Here is a 21,072-nt window from a genome sequence, read left to right as displayed (position 1 = left end):
TGGATTGTTTTGTCTTACCCGATATGGGCACCTGCCTATCGAAATAGCAATTCAGGAAGAAACGAGATGAAGAGCTTCCAGCGTTTTCCAGAGCTTTTTCAATGCCTGCGTCATGTGCACATTGACGGTAGCCTGCGAAATGCCCAGCAGTTCAGCCACTTCAGCATAGCTGAGCCGGTATTCCTTGCAGAGCAGGAGCACCTGCCGGGAGCGAGGAGGCAGTTCATCCAATGCCTGCTGAATTTGTTGTATATGTTCTTTGGAAATCAAAGTATCTTCAGGGGTGATTTGCAAAGCAAAATAATCTTCCTGCAGCTCAGCTTCTGTGGCCAATGGTGCTTTGGAATTGAGTTTAAGATAATTCAGAGCCGTGTTTTTTACAGCTTTTAACAAATAAAAAACGGGATTGTGAACTTCGCCAAAGCTGGTGCGGCGTTCCCACAATTTTACAAAGACATCCATCACCGCTTCTTCTGCCAGCTGTTCGTGGCGCAGCAAGCGGAAAGCATAAGCATGCAACAGAGGCATCGTTTCATGCATCAGTGCTTCAAATGCCTGTTCATCCCCGCGGGCAATCTGTTGCTGAAGGCAGTGTAAAGTTTTATGTTTCATCTGGTAGTGGGTTTCAGGCTAATGAAATTGTCAGGGTAACACGCGAAAGTTAGCAGTTTGATTTTATTTTTCAAATAAATGTTTTGGCATCATGACCGGATTTCATACAAATATTTCCGCTACCATTTGCCGGGCCTTTTGCAACCATTCCTGGTGAATGGATAATGGTACAGACTGGTTTTTGAGGTATTCAATCAACTGTTCCGTTGCCAGGTTGCCGGTCAGTTGGTCTGCAGCCATGGGGCAACCGCCATAGCCTCCCAATGCACTGTCAAATCGCCGACATCCGCTTTCAAAAGCAGCTTGCAAATTTTGCTGCCAGTTGTGGGGCGTCACATGCAGATGGGCACCAATATGCAGTTCAGGAAAAGCGGGTAATACCCGCTGGAAGATGCGCCGGATGAGGTCCGGATGAGCCAGCGCTACCGTATCAGCCAGCGCAAAATATCGAATACCCAACGCAGCCAAACGATCAATCCAGGCATATACCCAATCTTCATGATAGGGATCTCCATAGGGATTGCCAAAGCCCATGGAAAGGTAAATCAACATTTGGGCCTGCGTGCCCTCCAGCATTGCCTGGATATGCTTCACCTGTTCCAGCGCCTGCTGCATGGTTTGATGGGCATTGCGTTGCTGAAATGTTTCAGAAAGCGAAAACGGAAAACCCAGCAGATCAATTTGCGGATAAGCCAGCGCCCGCTCCGCTCCTCGTTCATTGACTATGATAGCCAGCAATTGTGTACCCCCGCGTTTTTCCAGACCCTTCAACACTTCATCTGTATCGGCCATCTGCGGCACGGCTTTCGGCGAGACAAAGCTTCCAAAATCAAGCACATCAAAGCCCACCCGCATCAGGACATTCAGATAACGGATCTTTTGCTCCGTAGCAATCAGGCGTGGCCATCCCTGCATGGCATCACGCGGACATTCGGTGATGATAACTCGATTTTGATTTGACATGAAATGAAAATACAAAATTTCTCAACTCAGCCGTGCACAAGGTTTCTGCTGCGCTTCGTCTGCATTTATTACAAAACATGCATGCTTTTCGCAATTGTTATTGGTGAAAGGTTTGGCGTTGCATCGCAGCCTGATACAGCAAAATACCTGCAGCCACCGATACATTCAGGGAGTCGAAATCGGGATGAATGGGAATGGTAACCACTGCATCGGCCTGTTCCATACAGGGCTTGGGTAAGCCACTGTCTTCGGATCCCAGTACCAGTGCAATGGGTTGATTCCAGTCAATCCGGTCGGGCAAAACGCCGTTGTGTACGCCGGTGGCGACGATATGGATGCCGTTGAGTTTTAGTACTTCATAGGCCTGTTTCCATCCCGATACACGGGCCACCATCAGGTGATGAAGCGCACCAGCAGCCGTTTTGATGGCCAGTTCATTGATGGGAGCTGTGTCTTTTTCTGGTAAAATTAATGCCTGGGCCCCCAGGCAAAAGGCCGAACGAGCAATGGCTCCCAGGTTGCGCACATCCGTGATACCCAAGGCCATCACCAGCAAAGGTGTTTGCCCGGCTTCCACGATGTGGTTGATTACGTCCTGCAAATCATAATAAGCCACAGCCGATGCAATGGCAATGCAGCCCTGGTGATGGCCACGGGAAAATTTTTGCAGTTTTTCGGCTGGTACTTGTTTGACCGGCACCTGTTGCTGACGGGCTAATTGCAGGATTTCACGGATAAGTTCTCCGCCGGCTTTTCGTTGCAAGTAGATGGTTTGCAAAGGCCTGCCTGCCCGAAGTGCCTCCACGACCGGATGTCGACCGATAATCAACTGCTCAGCCACAGCACAACTGATTTTCCTTTTTCATCAACATCAATCGCAGGATAGCTGCTACGGAAATGGAATCCGTGATTTTTCCCTGCAAAACCTCTTCATAGGCTTCTTCCAGCTTTACTTTTCGCAACTGAAGCTGCTCTGTTTCTTCGGGTTGGCTATCATGATAGCTTAACCCGGTAGCCAGATAAATGAGAGCCTTTTCATCGGAAACCGAATTGGACAAATGCATGGTAAGAATCAGTTGCCAGTGTGTTGCCCGGATACCGGTTTCTTCCAGCAATTCCCGTTGTGCGGAAAGCAGCGGATCCACATCCAGCGGCCCGCCTCCTTCCGGAATTTCCCAGCTATAGGCCTGAAGCGGATAACGATATTGCCCCACCAGCCACAGATGTCCCTGTTCATCAAGCGGTACCATACCAATAGCCAGGTTTTTGAAGTGTACAACGCCATAAATGCCGGGACCACCGGAAGGATTAACCACCTGAAATTCGGTAACCTGAATCCAGGGATTATCATAAACCATTCGCTTCCCGGTTGTTTTCCAGGGATTGGTTTGTGGTGAAAAGATAGGAGAGGAAGAGGATATCATGATCCTGTGATTTCAAATCTGATTCCCTGAGCCAGGGGCAATGCAGCGCCATAGTTGATGGTGCAGGTCTGCCTGCGCATATAGTTTTTCCATGCATCGGAGCCCGATTCACGACCGCCACCGGTATCTTTTTCTCCGCCAAAAGCTCCTCCGATCTCTGCTCCACTGGTGCCGAGGTTTACATTGGCTATGCCACAATCCGATCCTGCAGCCGAAAGAAAATATTCCGATTCCCGCAGGTTCAGGGTCATGATGGCCGACGACAGTCCCTGCGGCATAGCGTTGTGGATGGCAATAGCCTCATCCAGATTCTGATAGGGCATGATGTAAAGAATGGGAGCAAAAGTCTCTTCCTGCACAATGGGCATATCAGGCGTAACTTCTGCAATGCAGGGCTTTACGTAGCAGCCTGATTCATAACCCGGTCCTTCGAGAACACCTCCTTCTACCAGAAATTTTCCACCTTGCTGTTTGCAGGCTGCTATGGCTGAGAGATATTGTTGCACAGCCTGCTGGTCAATCAGCGGACCTACATGATTGGAAGCGTCGAGCGGATTTCCGATGCGCAATTGTCCGTAAGCGTGCTTCAGCATTTCTTTAAAACGATCATACACATCCCGATGGACGATAAGCCGGCGCGTGGTTGTACAACGCTGCCCTGCCGTGCCCACTGCACCAAATACGGCTGCCCGCAAAGCCAGATCCAGATCGGCATGCTGGCTGATGATAATGGCATTGTTGCCACTCAGCTCCAGGATGGTTCGGCCCAGCCGACTGGCCACCGTAGCGGCCACTGCACGGCCCATCTTTACGGAACCCGTAGCAGAAACCAGCGGGATGCGCCTATCGGCAGCAAGCCACTGCCCCACTTCAGCAAATCCGCTTACCAGGCAAGATAAGCCCTCGGGCAACTGCATTTCTTCCATCACCTCACCAATCAACCGCTGGCAAGCAATGGCACACAAGGTGGTTTTTTCAGACGGCTTCCAGACCACCACATCTCCACAAACCCAGGCAATCATCGCATTCCAGCTCCATACCGAAACCGGAAAATTGAATGCTGTAATCACCCCCACCGGACCCAACGGATGCCACTGCTCAAACATGCGATGCGAGGGCCTCTCTGAAGCCATGGTAAGTCCGTATAACTGCCGCGATAACCCCACCGCAAAATCGCAGATGTCAATCATCTCCTGCACTTCTCCCCAGCCTTCCTGCAGGCTTTTGCCCATTTCATACGAAACCAGCTGACCCAACATCTGTTTATACTCCCTGAGCTTCTCACCCACCCTTCGCACAAATTCTCCCCGAACCGGCGGAGGTACCAGCCGCCATTGCTGAAAGGCCGCAACGGCCTGCTGTATGACCTGTTCATATTGCGCTTGTGCAGCCGGCATGAACCAGCCTATGCATTGACCATCAACCGGCGAATAGGATGCAACAGGCTGAGATTCACTGGCCAACCAGTTTCGCCCCGTACTCACGCCCGACTGGGATTCCTGCATGTGTAGGCCTTTCAGAAAATCAAGGTTTTGTTTCATATCGGACATGTTTTACATCCTCAATATTGTTCGTGCTCTCCGGGAAATTTCCGTTCTTTCACATCAGTCACATAATGGCGAACCGCGTCCTGTATGATTTGTTGCAGATTGGCGTACTGACGCAGAAAGCGAGGTTTGAAAGCCTGATTCATGCCCAGCATGTCATGCACCACCAGCACCTGTCCATCCACATCTCGGCCTGCACCGATACCGATTACCGGGATATGCAAAGCTGTTGTAACCTGTCCGGCCAATGCGGCTGGAATCTTTTCCAGCACCAGGGCAAAACATCCTGCCTGCTCCAGCAATCGTGCATCCTGAAGCAACCGTTCAGCTTCTTTTTCCTCCACCGCACGCACAGCATAAGTGCCAAACTGATTGATCGATTGCGGCGTAAGCCCCAGATGCCCCATCACCGGTATGCCTGCCGATACGATGCGACTGACAGCCTCTATCACCGGCTCACCTCCTTCCAGCTTCACACCATGTGCACCGGTCTCCTTCATAATCCGTACGGCCGAATGCAAAGCTTGACGGGCATCTTCCTGATAGGAACCAAATGGCAAATCCACCACCACAAGACTGCGTTTGGCTGCTCGCACTACCGACGCCGCATGGTAAATCATCTGATCGAGTGTGATTGGCAAAGTGGTTTCATAACCAGCCATTACATTAGCCGCCGAATCGCCTACCAGCAGCACATCCACCCCGGCCTCATCCAGCAACCGCGCCATCGTGTAATCATAAGCCGTGAGCATGGAAATCTTCTCACCCGCAGCTTTCATTTGCCTTAATGTATGTGTGGTGATTTTTTTCACTGTATCAGCAATCATATGTATGAAAAATGATTTGGATGTCTGTAACCATGATAGTTCTTATTCCTGCAAAATACAGATAAATTCTGCAAGCAAAAAGCAGCAAATCTGAATTTCAACATGCTGATAAATCAGCTTGCACTATCTTTACCACCTAAACAAATACCTCAATCATGAAAATTCTGATCACCGGAACGGCAGGTTTTATCGGATTTTTTTTAGCCAAACGTTTGATTGCAGAAGGATATGATGTGGTTGGACTGGATAATATCAATGATTATTATGATGTGCGTCTGAAGTATGCAAGACTTGAACAAACCGGGATTGCGCAGGATGAAATTGCTGATGGCCAACTGATTTCCAGCAAAAAACATCCGAACTATCGGTTTATAAAAGCCGATCTTGAAAATGAAAATGTGGTGCGAAAGCTGTTTGAAACGGAACGATTTGATTATGTCTGCCACCTCGCTGCGCAGGCGGGTGTGCGTTATTCATTGCAAAATCCCTATGCCTATATCCAGAGCAATATTGTGGGTTTTATGCATTTGCTGGAGATGGCCCGTCGTTTTCCGGTAAAACATTTTGTGTATGCCAGCACATCGAGTGTGTATGGATTAAATGGGCGCATGCCCTTATCGCCGCATCATCCGGCTGATCATCCCATCAGCCTGTATGCTGCAACCAAAAAATCCAATGAAATGATGGCGCACAGTTACAGCCATCTGTTTCGGATTCCGGTTACCGGGCTTCGCTTCTTTACCGTTTATGGCCCCTGGGGACGGCCCGATATGGCTTTATTTCTGTTTACCCGCAATATGCTGGCCGATAAGCCCATTCAGGTTTTCAACCGCGGAGAAATGATCCGCGATTTCACTTATGTGGAAGATATTGTGGAAGGTGTGAAACGCATCATTGAATATCCGGCTGAACCCAATCCACAATGGGATGCCCAAAATCCTGATCCAGCAAGCTCTTCAGCACCCTATCGGATTTACAACATCGGAAACAATCAACCTGTATCCTTAATGACTTATATCCATGCCATAGAAAAAGCACTCGGGAAAAAAGCAATCATGGAACTGCTGCCGATGCAACCCGGTGATGTATATGCCACGCATGCCGATGTAAGTGATCTGGAACAAGCTGTACATTACAAACCCCGCACATCTGTGGAAGAAGGCGTGAGAAAATTTGTGGAATGGTATCGCACATTTTATCGAGTATCACAATCGATATAATTCACTTACCCTTGTCCGATTCGTTGTTCAATTGCCGATACAGATGATCAATCAATCCGTCAGCTAAGCCGATCTGTGGTACCAGAATTTCTTCTGCACCTGACCAACGCATGATGTTCAGATAAATTTCCAAAGCAGGCACAATCACATCTGCACGATCTTCCCGCATCTGATACCGGTGCATCCGTTCTTCAACCGTCATTTGTTTAAATCTGCGATAGTAACTTTTCAATAAATCAATGGATAATGGTTTACCTGGTTTTGTCTTGGAAAGCGAAAATATTTTATTGATGTTTCCACCGGAACCAATGATGATAAGTTTCCTGGCTTTGATATTTTTTTTCAGAAATAGCTTTAATTCATCCCATTGTGCATCTGTGATTTGCTGATGCAACAAGCGAATGGTGCCAATATTGAAAGAAGCGGTAAATACCTGTTTCTGTTTGCTGAACAAAGAGATTTCCGTGCTGCCTCCACCTACATCCACATAAAGATAAGATTTTGATTTGCTCAAATGTTCGGCGATATGATTTTCAAATATCAGGCTTGCTTCCTGCTGACCGCTGATGATTTGCAGGGAAATGCCAGTTTGTTCACGCACGCGGGCAATAACCTGTTCTCCGTTTGCGGCATCGCGCATGGCAGAGGTTGCACAGGCAATGTAGTGATTCACTTCATAAATGTTCATCAGCAGCTGATAGGCCCGAATGGTATCGATTAAATGAGCAATACGCTCATCAGAAATCACACCCGTCTCAAACACATCAAAACCTAATCGCAATGGCACTCTCACCAGATTAAGTTTGATGAAATCAACCCCATTTCGGGAAACGGGTCTCACTTCCTTGATTAACAATCTTGCTGCATTTGATCCAACATCAATAGCGGCGAGTTTGATCATGCAGGATATTTTTTTCGGGAAAGATAATTATAAATCTGCAGCTGAGATCTTCTGGGTCGTCCTCTGGTAGGCACATATTTGTTTTGCTGTGCATTATCCAATATCCGAGCTTTTACGTTATCATGCAGTTGCAACTGCAATACATGCATGAGTTCAGCTTTCAGTTGTTCATCAAATATAGGTACAGTAGCTTCTACACGATGATCAAGATTCCGAATCATCCAGTCGGCCGACGAAATATACAGGCTTTCTTTATCACCAGCTTTGAAATAAAATACACGCCCATGTTCCAGATATTCATCCACAATACTGATGGCGTGAATATCCTTTGCCCAGCTTTTATGCCGGGTAAATGCACAGCAAATACTTCTTACAATCAGCCGCACATCCACCCCGACACGAGCTGCTTTATAAATGGCCTGGATGAGTTGTGGGTCGGAAAGCGCATTCATTTTCAGTATGATTTGTGCAGGGCGTTGATGTTTCCTGGCTTTGACGCAAGCAGCAATATGTGCCATCATTTTATCGCGGGTATGAAATGGGCTCAGGATAAGTGTTTTGCACTCAGCTGCATCTTTTTCATGAACACCTCCACTTTCCAGATACTGAAAAACCCTCTGCACCTCTTGCATGATATGTTGATGCGCTGTAAGCAAACAAAAATCGGCGTAATACGTGGCTGTATCTTCATTCAGATTGCCCGTACATACAAAACCATAATGAACAGATTGACCATTTACTTCCTTTTCAATCAGACCAAGCTTTGCATGGATTTTCATATTTGGAAATCCCACAAATACCTTTACGCCTTCTTCTTCCAGTTTGTTTTTCCACCGCAGGTTTTCTTCCTCATTAAATCGTGCCCGCAATTCAATTACCACATAAACTTTTTTGCCATTGCGTACGGCATTGATCAATGCATTGACAATCTTTGAACGGGTTGCAAGCCGGTAGGCTGTTACATGAATTGCCCGTACATCCGGATCTATGGCGGCTTCGCGTAAAAGATCAATCAACGAATTAAAATCATGATACGGAAAATGCAACAACACATCACGCTGCATGATGATGCGTGTAATACTGGGCTGGCGATGTAAAAGCGGATGAATGAAACTTTTCCGCCTATGCCTTCGTTCCTGAAAAATCAAATCGGGGAACGACATGAAGTCCTTGAAATTATGAATTCTGTCGCCCGGAATGAGATGATCTTTTTTGGTTAAATTCAGTCTTTTGATTAGATAGTCAAGCAAGGCGGGATCAATCTGCCTGTCATAGATAAACCGTACGGGGCGCCCATGTTTGCGGTTTTTTAATGCTTTTTCAATTTGCTGAATGAAACTTGTGGAAACATCATTGTCTATATCGAGCTCTGCATCGCGGGTCATTTTAATCACATGTGCCAAAAAACGGTCGTAACCAAAATAGGCAAAAACAGAAGGCAGATTAAACCGGATTATATCTTCCAGTAGAATGATATGCTTTTCATGATTGGAACCTGGTAATATTACAAAACGCGGCAGGCTGCCGGTGGGAATCTCAATCAAGGCATACCTTTTGGGCAGACGGCCATCTTTTGATGAAAGCACCACTGCCAGGTAAATAAATTCATCACGTAATGCAGGAAACTGCGGAATGCTTTCAATCATCAACGGTATGATTTGCGATCGTACCTGCTCTTCAAAATATTGTACAACAAATTGCTTTTCTTTTCCATTGAGTTGTTTTTCCGTTTTCAATTGTACTCCTGCCTGCTTTAATTCCCGTTTGATTTTTCGCCAGATCTTTGAAAAAACTTCCTGCTGGCGGATCACAATGCGCTGAATCTGATCGAGCGTACCTGCAGCATCTTCTTCCAGATGCACCTTTGCAAGCCTGCCGTATTCCACCATTCGTCGCAGGGTGGCTACTCTTACCCGGAAAAATTCATCGAGATTGTTGGAGAAAATACCCAAAAAGCGGATTCTTTCCTGCAAAGGCACAGCAGGATCACTGGCTTCCTGCAATACCCTTTCATTAAATGAAAGCCAGCTGATATCACGTTTGATAAATTTCTGCAGCTCGGGCATAGGGATATATCCTAATAAGCCAGGTTATTTATCCCAAAATAAAGGATATGATTGCAAAACTGCACATCACAAACAAAATTTAACATGGCAGGCAAATACAACAGCAAATGCTGAATGAGTAATATGCGTAATAAAAACAGGAATGAAACCTATTAACCCCGAATGGAACGAATTTGCTGCAGCAAAGCAGTAGTGCTGTATCCGGTTTCAAGCGGAATGGTTTTCACCTCACCTCCGTAAGCCTGCACAATATCTGCACCTACAATTTCATCTATGGCATAATCTTCACCTTTCACCAATACATCAGGCTGAACCATGCGAATGAGTTCATAAGGTGTTTCTTCATCAAAGATGGTTACTGCATCCACAAAACATAAAGCCGCGAGCAGCAAGGCTCTGTCCTGTTCAGCTACCAATGGCCTTTCCGGGCCTTTTAATTTTTTCACCGAATCATCACTATTTATACCTACTATTAGCACATCGCCCAGATCAGCAGCCTGAGAAAGCAAACGAATATGCCCACGATGCAGCAGATCAAAACAACCATTGGTGAACACAATCTTTTTGCCCAGCAGTCGCCAGCGATGCACGTGTCTGCTCAGGGATGTGCGATCTGCAATACGGGACTGAATCAGGTTAAACTTTGGCTGAGTCATGTCTGGTGGAATTTATAACAGGTAACAACAAAAGCATAATAAAACCGATGATTAGATACAAACCCATTTGCGCAATCCATAATAACCAGCTCATGGCCACACTGATTTTCACCGGCATACCAAACAACGTTAAAATTTTTTCCACGATAATCTGATAGGGACCAATGCCTCCCTGTGTGGGCATTAACATACCCACGCTTCCAAAAGTAAGCACCGCCAAGGCTGCTTTTGCTCCCAGCTGCTGTGTTTCTGCCAGGCAATAAAAACCAATCTTCACCATCACAAAATATACTGCCCACATCAGCAAGGTATAAATAAAAAACCAGACATTACCACGCATATGCAAAACCGTACGAAATCCTCTGCCAATACGGATTACAGAGATACGCATTTTTCTGTATACACGCAGATGACTAAAATACCGGATCATAATCCAGATACCCAGGATGATCAGTGCAACAGCAGTTATGATTACCCACACATGATAAGGCTTGCCTGCCGCCTGTCCCTGCCTCCTCAGGAATTGATGAAAGAAAAAATCACCTACCACATCAAGCTGAATGATGACGGAAAACAACAATAAAGCAGCCAGCGTGATAACATCCACGGCGCGTTCGGCAATCATGGTACCAATCAGCTTATCCACCGGAATTTTTTCATAACGAGCCAGCACGCCGCAACGGGAAATCTCACCGGCACGAGGAATAGCCAGATTGGTAAGATAACCGATCATCACGGCTGCAAATACATTAAACAATTGAGGATGATAGTGCAGCGGGCGGATCAGCAACCTCCAGCGTGCAGCCCGCAACACATTGCTGATCACCAGCAAAACGAAAATGGGAACTATCAGCCAGTAATCTGCAGCAGCAATGTAGGAAATGATTTCGGCACGTTGGCTGGCATTAAAATCTTTAATGGAAAGCCATACAAAAAACAAACCTATTGCCAGAAAAAAAATAAACTTAAATATGGTTTGCAACAGGCGTGGCATGGGATTACAGTCGATTACCCGAACGCGGAATAACAATGATGGGTTGGTGGCGACGGGCTTCTTCTTCATCCATCCAGGCATAGGCAAGAATGATGACCAGATCGCCCACCACAGCCTTGCGGGCAGCAGGGCCGTTCAGACAAATCACACCCGAATTGCGCTCACCTTTAATGACATACGTCTCCAACCGTTCACCGTTGTTGATATTCACTACCTGTACTTTCTGGTTTTCCAGAATACCGGCAGCTTCCATGAGCGCCTCATCAATGGTGATGCTGCCTGCATAATGCAAATTGGCTTCCGTAACCTCGGCCCGATGAATCTTGGATTTCAGCACTTCAATCCACATAGCGTTGCAAATGTAAAGAAATTCATACTCAGAAGTTGAAAGCCAGGCTGCCAGGCAAAACCTGCATTTAAGATCCCCTATCGAGCCGTAAAACAAAGGTTTTGAAAACAGGCAAGCAATAGAAAAACGTATATTTGAATCAATCAGAAATCTACCATATGGTCTCGCAATCTGTTTATCGCACCTGGCTGAAATACCTGCAGGATGAGGTGGATGCTGCTTTTTTGTACCAGAAACTGGCTGAAGCTACTCCCGCCTCCCGGAAAAAGGAAAGTTACAGGATGCTGCATGACATTGAAAACAGGCATCAGGCCGCATGGCTGAATCTGCTGCATGAACATGGCATAAAGGTAAAAAAGATAAAGCCTTCCCTGAAAGCACGGCTGATGGCCGCTATCAGTAAATGGACTGGCGTAGAATGGCTGAGCTATATCATGCTAAAAGAAGAGGGCAATGAAGTGAAGACTTATCTGCAATTATATCGACAGGCAACGGATGATAACACCCGCTCCATCGCTATCCGCCTTGCACAGGATTCAGCTGGACATGCAAGTGAATTGAATCAAATATTGGGCGAACAGGCCGAGCCCTGGCATAGCACTGCAGGGACAGGTGGCATGCTGAGAAATGTCGTGTATGGTTTCAATGATGGCCTCACGGCCAATTTTGGACTGGTGGCCGGTGTAATCGGAGCCCAGGCTTCGGCTCATTTTATCCTGATTTCGGGCCTGGCGGGTCTGGTGGCCGATGCACTTTCCATGGGCTCCTCGGGTTTTCTGGCAGCCCAGAGTGAACGCGAGGTATATACACATGAAATTGAAATGGAAGCCGAGGAAATCAAACTCATGCCCGAACTGGAAAAAGAAGAACTGGCTGCCATTTACCAGGCTAAGGGCATGGATGCCGCAGCAGCCCGTGCGCTGGCCAATGAAGTGATGAAGCATCCGGAAAAGGCTTTGGAAGAGCAAGTACACGAAGAGCTGGGGATCGGCGAACAGCGCATTACGCCATTCAGGGAAGGCTGGGTAACAGGACTTTCCACGGCCGTGGGAGCTTTCATACCCGTATTCCCCTTTTTGCTTTGGCAGGGTAAGCTGGCTATCTGGCTTTCCATTGTACTATCCATGTTCAGCCATTTTGCTGTAGGAGCCGCCCGGAGCTTTTTCACCGGCCGCAATCTCTGGCGCAGCGGCATGGAAATGTTTGTCGTAGGTATGGGAGTAGCCGGCATAGGCTATCTGCTGGGCGATCTGATTATCCGGTTATTCTGAACCGCCTGCTATTCCGAATTCTCATGGATGTATTGACATGTTGTCAATCAATCTCACGCCTCCAATCTTTGCTGCTATCAGGGCCCGCATCGCCGTATCCTCGGGTGCATGCAGCATCTGCAAATCAGCCGAACGGGCAATGACCACATAATCGATGGCAAAACCGGCTACCTGCAACTGTTCGCTGACAATGCCCGGCAGTTTGTCAAACGACGTATGCCTCCACTGGCTGCGGATGTACATCAGGCTTTCATAAATCAAGGTAGCCTTTTTGCGATCCGCGGCTGAAAGACGCCGGTTGCGGCTGCTCATGGCCAATCCATCGGCTTCGCGCACCGTAGGATGCATGTAAAACCGCACCGTTAAACCCATTATCTCCAGCAGCTTTTGCACGATCAGGCATTGCTGGTAATCTTTTTCTCCCATGACCAACACATCAGGCTGAATCATTTCCAGCAAACGACGCATCACCCTTGCCACGCCTTGAAAATGTCCGGGCCTGTATGCGCCCTCCAGCACGCTTTCTAATGGTCCCAAATCATAGGTTTCCAGATGAGCTGTCCCTTCGGGATATATCTCTTTTTCTTCCGGCACAAACACCACATCCGCCCGATGTGCTTCCAGCAACTGCAGGTCTTCATCCAGCGTTCTGGGATAAAGAGCAAAATCCTGCGGATCATTAAACTGTACAGGGTTCACGAATATGCTTACCACGGTACGACTTGCCTGCTCACGGGAAGCCTTCACCAAAGCCAGATGCCCGGCATGCAATGCGCCCATGGTAGGCACAAAGCCGATGGTATCCTGATTTTGCCGATATGCCTGAAGAATGGCCTGTAGTTCAGTTTGGGTATGCACGACTTCCATGTCAATCCGGATTTCAGAAGCTGAGCCGGGCAATCTAAATATTTTTCTTAACTTTGCGCAGCTGTTCTTTTTCAATTTCCATCCATAAACCTCATGTTTTAAGCCCATGTCTGCCAAAAAACGTATTCTTTTCATTGCTGAGGAAATGTCTCCCTACCTGGAGCTTACTGAATATGCCCAAATCGTGCACCAGTTAGCTGTAAAAGCCAATGAAGCGGGCATGGAAGTACGGGTGATTATGCCACGTTTTGGTGTGATCAATGAAAGAAGACATCGGTTGCATGAAGTGGTTCGCCTGTCCGGTATCAATATCATCATTGATAATGATGATTACCCTTTAATCATCAAGGTTGCGTCTCTGCCAAATGCCCGTTTGCAGGTGTATTTTCTGGATAATGAAGATTTCTTCAAAAGAAAATTTGTATTCCATGATGAACAGGGCAATTTCTTTGAAGACAATGCCCTGCGTGCTGTATTTTTCTGCAAGGGAGCGCTCGAAACAGTGAAAAAATTTGGCTGGCCGCCTGATATCATTCACCTGAACGGCTGGATGTCATCTCTGATTCCGTTGTATTTAAAAACTGCCTACAAAAAAGAACCGGTATTCTCACCCACCAAAGTGATTTATTCGGTTACCAACGATACCTTTGAAGGAAGCTTGCATTCTTCATTTGCAAAAAAAGCAGCCATCAGCCAGCAAATCAAATCCAAAGATCTGGCGCTTTACAAAGAAGGAACGCATCTGGCTTTGAATCGCGGAGCCATGGCGTATGCGGATGCGCTTGCAATTGGCGCATCAAAGTTATCCAAACCATTGATGGAAGAGTTGAAGACACATCAGGACAAACCGATTCTTCCCTTCTGCAGCGATGAAGAACAACTGAAACAATACCTGCAACTTTACGAAGAGCTCGCAGTAGAAAGCGTAAAATAAACTTAGTTTTACCGGGCTTCATTTCTGATTCTCATGCTGTTTCATGACGCAGCGCCATCTGGCGTGCTTGGATGTGGCTGTATTCATACCTTTTCCTGATAATTTTAAGTCATTTATATGTCGGACTTCATCAGGCAATAGCTAAATCTGTATATTTGCTGCGCTTAATTTTTGACGTTAACTACATACATTATGCCTTATCTGTTCACTTCCGAATCCGTATCCGAAGGCCATCCTGACAAGCTGGCCGATCAGATTTCCGATGCTTTGGTTGATCATTTTCTGGCGTTTGACCCCGATGCTAAAGTTGCCTGCGAAACGCTGGTTACTACCGGTCAGGTAGTGTTGGCTGGAGAGGTCAAGTCATCTGTTTATCTGGATGTACAAAAAATCGCAAGAGAGGTCATCCGCAAGGTTGGTTATACGAAGAGTGACTATATGTTTGATGCCAATTCATGTGGCATTCTTTCGGCCATACATGAACAATCACCCGATATCAACCGGGGTGTGGAGCGGCAGGATAAGGAAGAACAGGGTGCAGGTGATCAGGGATTGATGTTTGGCTATGCGGTTAATGAAACGGAAGATTACATGCCCTTGCCTATTTACCTGGCTCATTTGTTGCTGAAGGAGTTATCAGCCATCAGGCGGGAAGGTGAAGTCATGAAATACCTGCGGCCGGATGCTAAATCGCAGGTTACCATTGCTTATGATAATCGTAAACCCGTTCGCATTGATACCATTGTGGTATCTACCCAGCATGATGAGTTTGATACCGATGAACGCATGGCTGCCCGGATCCGGAAAGACGTATTGGAAATCCTTATTCCTCGTGTAAAAAGCAAGCTTTCCCCCGAAGTACAACAACTGTTTACCGATCAGATCACCTATCACATTAATCCCACTGGAAAATTTGTAATTGGCGGTCCACACGGCGATACGGGTCTTACCGGTCGCAAAATTATTGTGGACACCTACGGTGGGAAAGGTGCACACGGCGGAGGTGCTTTTTCCGGAAAAGATCCTTCAAAGGTTGATCGATCTGGCGCTTATGCAACCCGGCATATTGCCAAGAATATGGTGGCTGCAGGCCTGTGCGATGAAGTACTGGTACAGGTTTCCTATGCCATTGGTGTAGCCCGCCCCTGTGGCTTTTTCGTGAATACCTTTGGTACAGCCAAAGTGCCTTTGAGCGATGAAGAAATAGCAGCCCGCATCATCGAACTGTTTGATATGCGGCCTTATGCTATTGAACAACGGCTGAAGCTACGCAATCCCATATACCAGGAAACGGCCAGCTATGGCCACATGGGCCGTAAGCCCCAGACTGTAGTGAAAAAATTCTATAGCCCTGACAGAGGTGTACTGGAAAGAGAAGTAGAACTGTTTACCTGGGAAAAACTCGATTATGTGGATCTGATCAAAGAAGCGTTCAAACTGCCGAAATAAGTACTTGATTCAGATGTAAAAAAAGCGATGGTGTTGGGCCATCGCTTTTTTATTAATTAACGACTGATGCCTTGATGATATTAAGCCTTTACGGATTCTACCAGCTTTTTAAAAGCTGCAGGCTCATGCATGGCCAGATCGGCCAGCACCTTACGGTTCAGGTCAATATTTTTTTCAGCCAGCTTATGCATAAACACGGAATATGATAAACCTTCTTCCCGCAAAGCAGCATTGATGCGTACAATCCACAACCTGCGATAATCACGCTTCTTAAGCTTACGACCTACATATCGATAGGTTAAACCTTTTTCGAGTACATTTTTGGCAACGGTATATACGTTCTTGCGTTTGCCGTAAAAACCTTTAGCTTGTTTCAGAATCTTTTTCCTTCTGGCTCTGGAGGCTACTGCTGGAACCGAACGTGGCATAGATCAAATACTTTAAACTTAACTCAAACAATTATTTCAAACACAATAAGCGACGCACCATATTCAAATTGGCGGAATCAACCAGGGTGCCCTGGCGAAGACGGCGTTTTCTGGTTTTTGTTTTCTTGGTGAGCAAATGGCTCTTGTAAGCCCGAAATCTTTTGATTTTTCCGGTTGCCGTGATCTTGAAAGTTTTCTTGGCTCTGGAGTGCGTCTTCACTTTTGGCATGACGGTAAAAATTTGAAACGCAAAGGTAGCAGAATCTGATGAAAACAAGAAATTTTATCGCCCGGATGATACAGCGCCAAAAATATTCCGGATCAGGGCAGAAGCCTGTTGTTCGGGATGCGCCCGGATATTTTTTTCTTCCTGCCCTATGGTTAGGAACAATCCCTGCAGAGCCTTATCGGTCACATATCCTGACAGATCAGGATTGATCTTGCGGGTGAATGGAATTTTATCATAGGCTGTGAACATCTTTTCCCACCAGCGGGTAGCGCCTGTTTGCTGCAGGCTGGAATCGATGACCGGTTGAAAAGCCTGTTTCAGATCCGTGTAGGTGGTTTTCCGGAGATAGGCAGTGGCAGCCGTATCGCTACCTTTCAGGATTTGCAAGGCATCCTGAAGTTGCATCTGTTTGATGGCATGCAGAAAGATGGGTGCAGCTTTTGTTGCCGCATGTTCAGCAGCCCGGTTCATGGCCAGCACAGCCGAATCCACCATATATCCCAATCCCACACGCTGCAAGGTATTTACAACAGGCTTTGCTTCATCGGGCATTAAAATGCGAATCAACGGATTGCCATAATAGCCATTCAATGCCGACAGCCTGGCTGTAGCCTGTTGCGCACCGGCTGAGAGGGCTTCCTTCAGCGCATCACCTGCCTGTTGCTGAGATATTACCTGCGTCCGCCCGGTTAATGACCAGGCCAGGAGCACAAATGTCCAGCTATATTTCAATGAAATCATACGCTTATCTGACATTCAAGATATTCCATTTATCTCGGGCCTCCTACCCCGCCTGTATTAGGACCCAATTCCTCCTGTATGGAATTATCCTGCTGCTGGTTCTGCTGTTTTTTCCTGAACAACTGCATATCCATTTTTCCGAAACGATACATGAAATTTAACCGTACAATCTGTGATTCCGGATAACGGATATTGTCCTGCACCACCTGACCCCGAGTTAACTTTGTTTCAAATTTGCGGGTATTGAAAATATCCGATACACTCAACGTAAGCGAAGCAGCTCGGTTTTTGAGGAAATCCTTGCGAAGGGCAAAATCTACGCTTCCATTACCCAGTGTTTTACCCTGAGGTGTGGGCTGAGGCGCCTGATAATTGCCTGTAATTTGAATGGCAAAATTGGCTGGCAATTGCATGTTGGAGTTTACTTTGGCAAACCAACTGAATCCACTGTTGTTTAAATCAGATGTAACCAAATACCCCTGTTTAGCTAAATCACCCTGAATATTGCCTGCCTTGATATCTGTGTTATAGAAATTCAGATTGGTAGTCAAATTCCACCAACGTGTAATATCGTTTTGCAAGGTCAATTCCAATCCATAGGTGTTTGTTGAATTGGCATTGGCAAATGTGGTAAGCAAGGTATCCCCATTCAACGGTATGAACACAGAAGTGATATCATGATTGGAATTCCGGAAATAGGCCGAAAGCAGGAAGTTGACTTTGTTGTATTGATAATTGTAATTCAGCTCGAATGAATTGATAAATTCGGGTTTGAGATCAGGATTTCCTTTGCGTTGATTCTGAGGATTCGAATAATCAACATAAGGAATCAACTGCCAGAAATTAGGCCTGTCGATACGCCGCGAATAATTCAGCTGAATTTCATGGTGATCTGTAATTTTTTGTGAAAGATATATGCTGGGAAATAAACTAAGATAATCATTCGTATAGGAAACATTTTTGCTGATCAGTGTTCCCTTATAGTGCGATTGTTCTGCCCGTAATCCAACCTGATAGCTGAATTTATTGATCTGATTGGAAAAATCAACATAAGCTGCACTTACACTTTCCAGATATTTATAGTCGTTGGAAAGCGAATCATTGAATTTTGGAAAATCATTGATGATATCGTACACGTTATATACACTGGTAAAATCCCGGATTGTACTTTTCAAGCCGGCTTCCAGTTTACCATGTTCCCCAATTGGATTGGCATAATCAGCCTGAGAAACGATGAAGGTTGATTTGCCGCTTGTATTGTTGCGCTGTTCTTCAACACCCGTGAAACTACCTGTGGAGTCATAAAAATTGGTGAGATTATCGCCCGAGCCGCTGTTGTGAAACACATGATAATTGACAAAAGCAGAAAATGTTTCATCTTTCTTGATAAAGTTATGCGTATAACTCAGCTGTGAACGGCTTCCTCTAAAACTTCTCTTATCCAGGTTATTTCGAATACTCGAAGCAAGCAGATTTTTCTCATTATTCAAATAGGAAGTGGTTAACGTTTCTGGATTGGTAAAATCCCCTCCAAAAAAGCTTTGTTCAAAAGAAAGCGTGTTTCTGTTATCCAGATAATAATCCAATCCGAATCTGCCAAATTGAAAGGCGCGGTCATTCTTGCCGTCAGTCGATTGTTGGGTATTGCTGTATGTATTATGATCAGGAGAGGAAAGAATATCAGTTGTATTCTTACCCGAATAGATTTCGTTATTCTGAAAATAATTGTAATTCAAATAGAAGTTGAAAGGATTTTGCCGAACAGATAAATCAGCACCCGCATTATATTTATCGCGTGTACCCGCTCCCAGTCGTATCATGCCATTGATACCCGCTTTTTTATTTTTCTTCAGGATAATATTAATGATTCCACCCTGGCCCGATGCATCATATTTGGCAGAAGGGTTGGTAATCACTTCAATACTCTCAATGGCATCAGCAGGTATCTGATCAAGCGTTAAAGCCGTGGGCTTTCCATCTACCAAAATCTGAGGTGTAGCATTGCGCACGGTTACATTTCCATCAATATCCACGCTCACGGAAGGAACCTGGCGGAGTACATCCGTAGCGGTTCCACCAACCGTAGTTAAACTTTTTTCTACATTGAATACCTTCCGATCAATATTCATAGTATACTGCGGTTGTTGCGCCGTGATGCTTACTCCCTCCAGCGCTTTTGCAACTGGCGATAATTTGAAATTGCCCAGATCCTGCTGGACATCAGATGGTGTGATGACAACATTTTTAAAAATAGTCTGATAACCGAGGAAATTTAGTTTCAAAATATACCTTCCAAATGGCAGATGATCCAGATTAAAATCACCATTCGATTTGGTAAGCATACCATTTACAACTGATGAATCTTTTGCATTAAGTAATGTTACTGTTGCAAACTCAATCGGTTTTCCTGTGGTTGCATCAAGCACTTTTCCATATACCTGACCAATGGCCATGCGTTGCGAGTTGCCACCAGCAGGCATTTGTGCCAATCCCAATACCGGAAGACATATGCTTATCAAAAAATAAAAAATTTGTTTTTTGATTTTTTGTACAATCGAATTTTTCATGACTTCAGATGTTTTACGCTGCAAAGTTATCTGATGAAAACACAACGATTTGTAAATATGTGATGAGTGGAATGTGAATTTCAACATATATATGAGATTGTTCAACCAAATCCTGCATTATTTCCATATCTGATAAATATTTTAACAGCATCTTAACAGCCCAATATGTATTTCATAGTCTCCACCACTTAAGTAATGACCGATCCATCATATTGAAAGTGATATTTGTTTACAAACCAAGTTTCAAAACAAAGAGAATAGTTGGGGATTTAGCAATTTGTTATACCTTTGTGCACACAAATGGTGATTGTAGCTCAGCTGGTTAGAGCGCCAGATTGTGGCTCTGGAGGCCGAGGGTTCGAATCCCTTCAATCACCCAGATGACCCTCTCCGGATTTTTTCAGCTCTCTTTGCAACGTTTTCAGTTGTTTTTTACTCTCTTATAGCAGTGTATTTATTTATTAACTCCAAAATGATGTCTTTATGCACAAACGGAAAGCCATTATGATGGCAGCTTTGATTGCCCTGCTAACCACATCCTGCCTGAAAAATTCAGACAATAACTTTAATCAGGCGCTGCAAAACCGGTTAGACGACCAGGCGTTACAGACGTATCTGGCCTTCCATGGTATCCTGGCCAATCGGGATACAATCTTGCTGCTGGGAGGAGATACCACTTATCTGTATTATGTGATTGATTCTGTTGGAAGCGGTGACACCGTACGGCTGCAGGATACCATCACCGTACACTTCCGGGGACGCTTTTTAAACGACTCTACCTTTGCCAAAGCCGATACTACCACACTGACTACCGTGTTGCAAAATACCATACCGGCCTGGCAGATAGGCGTGCAGAAAATTACCGAAGGCGGAGGTATTGAAATATATGCTCCATCTGTATTATGCTATGGATATTACGGTTTGCCTCCCATCATCCCATCCAATACACCCCTGATTTATTCCATACAGTTGCTGGATGTGAAGCATGCCCACTAAACTCACCACACGTGGGAATTTCCCGTAACTT

Annotated in this window: 21 protein-coding genes and 1 tRNA gene; 6 read left to right on the top strand and 16 right to left on the bottom strand. The window is 45.7% G+C overall.

Annotated features, from left to right (window positions below; translation table 11 throughout):
• Positions 1 to 51: 51 nt before the first annotated feature.
• The 6 genes from BM367_RS10485 to panB all read right to left on the bottom strand — a co-directional run bounded on the left by BM367_RS10485 (position 52) and on the right by panB (position 5,373).
• Positions 52 to 612 (bottom strand): RNA polymerase sigma-70 factor, encoded by a 561-nt coding sequence (locus tag BM367_RS10485; RefSeq protein ID WP_092460320.1) that lies wholly within the window; start codon positions 610 to 612, stop codon positions 52 to 54.
• A 102-nt stretch (positions 613 to 714) separates the two neighbouring features.
• Positions 715 to 1,575 carry a hydroxymethylglutaryl-CoA lyase gene (locus BM367_RS10480; protein WP_092460319.1) on the bottom strand — a complete coding sequence of 287 codons (861 nt, stop codon included), beginning with the start codon at positions 1,573 to 1,575 and terminating at the stop codon, positions 715 to 717.
• 97 nt (positions 1,576 to 1,672) lie between these two features.
• On the bottom strand, positions 1,673 to 2,416 hold the full coding sequence (gene rlmB, locus BM367_RS10475; RefSeq protein WP_177224203.1) for a 23S rRNA (guanosine(2251)-2'-O)-methyltransferase RlmB: 744 nt from the start codon (positions 2,414 to 2,416) through the stop codon (positions 1,673 to 1,675).
• A complete protein-coding gene (locus tag BM367_RS10470; protein WP_092460316.1) occupies positions 2,409 to 2,999 on the bottom strand; it encodes an NUDIX domain-containing protein in 591 nt (196 codons plus the stop codon). The genes rlmB and BM367_RS10470 overlap by 8 nt, the downstream gene beginning before the upstream one ends.
• A complete protein-coding gene (gene amaB / locus BM367_RS10465) occupies positions 2,996 to 4,540 on the bottom strand; it encodes an L-piperidine-6-carboxylate dehydrogenase (protein ID WP_222842623.1) in 1,545 nt (514 codons plus the stop codon). Before amaB ends, BM367_RS10470 begins: the two co-directional genes overlap by 4 nt.
• Positions 4,541 to 4,560: 20 nt before the next feature.
• On the bottom strand, positions 4,561 to 5,373 hold the full coding sequence (gene panB / locus BM367_RS10460) for a 3-methyl-2-oxobutanoate hydroxymethyltransferase (RefSeq protein ID WP_092460312.1): 813 nt from the start codon (positions 5,371 to 5,373) through the stop codon (positions 4,561 to 4,563).
• 155 nt (positions 5,374 to 5,528) lie between these two features.
• On the opposite strand from panB, the gene BM367_RS10455 reads away from it, so the two are divergent.
• Positions 5,529 to 6,593, top strand: a complete 1,065-nt coding sequence (locus BM367_RS10455; protein WP_092460310.1) for an NAD-dependent epimerase — start codon at positions 5,529 to 5,531, stop codon at positions 6,591 to 6,593.
• Between the two features lies 1 nt (position 6,594).
• On the opposite strand, the gene BM367_RS10450 is transcribed toward BM367_RS10455, so the two are convergent.
• The 5 genes from BM367_RS10450 to panD all read right to left on the bottom strand — a co-directional run bounded on the left by BM367_RS10450 (position 6,595) and on the right by panD (position 11,559).
• A complete protein-coding gene (locus BM367_RS10450) occupies positions 6,595 to 7,494 on the bottom strand; it encodes a Ppx/GppA phosphatase family protein (RefSeq protein WP_245759965.1) in 900 nt (299 codons plus the stop codon).
• Complete coding sequence (ppk1, locus tag BM367_RS10445) at positions 7,491 to 9,560, bottom strand: polyphosphate kinase 1 (RefSeq protein ID WP_245759964.1); 2,070 nt, start codon at positions 9,558 to 9,560, stop codon at positions 7,491 to 7,493. The genes BM367_RS10450 and ppk1 overlap by 4 nt, the downstream gene beginning before the upstream one ends.
• Before the next feature lie 152 nt (positions 9,561 to 9,712).
• Positions 9,713 to 10,216 (bottom strand): D-glycero-beta-D-manno-heptose 1-phosphate adenylyltransferase, encoded by a 504-nt coding sequence (gene rfaE2 / locus BM367_RS10440; protein WP_092460308.1) that lies wholly within the window; start codon positions 10,214 to 10,216, stop codon positions 9,713 to 9,715.
• Positions 10,197 to 11,210, bottom strand: a complete 1,014-nt coding sequence (locus tag BM367_RS10435; RefSeq protein WP_177224202.1) for a lysylphosphatidylglycerol synthase transmembrane domain-containing protein — start codon at positions 11,208 to 11,210, stop codon at positions 10,197 to 10,199. The genes rfaE2 and BM367_RS10435 overlap by 20 nt, the downstream gene beginning before the upstream one ends.
• Positions 11,211 to 11,214: 4 nt before the next feature.
• Positions 11,215 to 11,559: an aspartate 1-decarboxylase gene (gene panD, locus BM367_RS10430; protein ID WP_092460304.1), complete on the bottom strand. Its 345-nt coding sequence runs from the start codon at positions 11,557 to 11,559 to the stop codon at positions 11,215 to 11,217.
• 158 nt (positions 11,560 to 11,717) lie between these two features.
• Here panD and BM367_RS10425 point away from each other — a divergent pair, with 158 nt between their 5' ends.
• Positions 11,718 to 12,830, top strand: a complete 1,113-nt coding sequence (locus tag BM367_RS10425) for a VIT1/CCC1 transporter family protein (RefSeq protein ID WP_092460302.1) — start codon at positions 11,718 to 11,720, stop codon at positions 12,828 to 12,830.
• Between the two features lie 21 nt (positions 12,831 to 12,851).
• Here the strand turns inward: BM367_RS10425 and panC are convergent, their stop codons facing one another.
• Complete coding sequence (panC, locus tag BM367_RS10420; RefSeq protein ID WP_092461022.1) at positions 12,852 to 13,697, bottom strand: pantoate--beta-alanine ligase; 846 nt, start codon at positions 13,695 to 13,697, stop codon at positions 12,852 to 12,854.
• A 106-nt stretch (positions 13,698 to 13,803) separates the two neighbouring features.
• On the opposite strand from panC, the gene BM367_RS10415 reads away from it, so the two are divergent.
• Both BM367_RS10415 and metK read left to right on the top strand, forming a co-directional pair.
• Entirely contained in the window at positions 13,804 to 14,631 is an 828-nt protein-coding gene (locus BM367_RS10415) for a glycogen/starch synthase (protein WP_092460300.1), read from the top strand.
• 192 nt (positions 14,632 to 14,823) lie between these two features.
• Positions 14,824 to 16,080, top strand: a complete 1,257-nt coding sequence (gene metK / locus BM367_RS10410) for a methionine adenosyltransferase (RefSeq protein ID WP_092460298.1) — start codon at positions 14,824 to 14,826, stop codon at positions 16,078 to 16,080.
• Positions 16,081 to 16,160: 80 nt separating this feature from the next.
• Here metK and rplT read toward each other — a convergent pair whose 3' ends face one another.
• The 4 genes from rplT to BM367_RS10390 are packed head-to-tail and all read right to left on the bottom strand — an operon-like array spanning position 16,161 to position 20,045.
• Positions 16,161 to 16,508, bottom strand: coding sequence for a 50S ribosomal protein L20 (rplT, locus tag BM367_RS10405; RefSeq protein ID WP_092460296.1), 348 nt, complete (start codon positions 16,506 to 16,508; stop codon positions 16,161 to 16,163).
• A gap of 31 nt (positions 16,509 to 16,539) precedes the next feature.
• The gene (rpmI, locus tag BM367_RS10400) at positions 16,540 to 16,737 is read right to left on the bottom strand and encodes a 50S ribosomal protein L35 (RefSeq protein ID WP_092460294.1); all 198 of its coding nucleotides are present in this window, start codon (positions 16,735 to 16,737) and stop codon (positions 16,540 to 16,542) included.
• 54 nt (positions 16,738 to 16,791) lie between these two features.
• Complete coding sequence (locus BM367_RS10395; protein ID WP_092460292.1) at positions 16,792 to 17,493, bottom strand: DUF4197 domain-containing protein; 702 nt, start codon at positions 17,491 to 17,493, stop codon at positions 16,792 to 16,794.
• 14 nt (positions 17,494 to 17,507) lie between these two features.
• Complete coding sequence (locus BM367_RS10390) at positions 17,508 to 20,045, bottom strand: TonB-dependent receptor (RefSeq protein ID WP_177224201.1); 2,538 nt, start codon at positions 20,043 to 20,045, stop codon at positions 17,508 to 17,510.
• Positions 20,046 to 20,348: 303 nt separating this feature from the next.
• On the opposite strand from BM367_RS10390, the gene BM367_RS10385 reads away from it, so the two are divergent.
• Positions 20,349 to 20,422 (top strand) — tRNA-His (locus tag BM367_RS10385).
• Between the two features lie 106 nt (positions 20,423 to 20,528).
• Positions 20,529 to 21,041 (top strand): FKBP-type peptidyl-prolyl cis-trans isomerase, encoded by a 513-nt coding sequence (locus tag BM367_RS10380; protein WP_092460289.1) that lies wholly within the window; start codon positions 20,529 to 20,531, stop codon positions 21,039 to 21,041.
• The last annotated feature ends 31 nt before the right edge of the window (positions 21,042 to 21,072 follow it).

Origin of the sequence: Thermoflavifilum thermophilum (assembly GCF_900116565.1) — a bacterium.
In the GTDB taxonomy this organism is placed as follows: domain Bacteria; phylum Bacteroidota; class Bacteroidia; order Chitinophagales; family Chitinophagaceae; genus Thermoflavifilum; species Thermoflavifilum thermophilum.
Note: the sequence above shows the minus strand (reverse complement) of the source record. Positions and strands in the feature narration are given on the sequence as shown.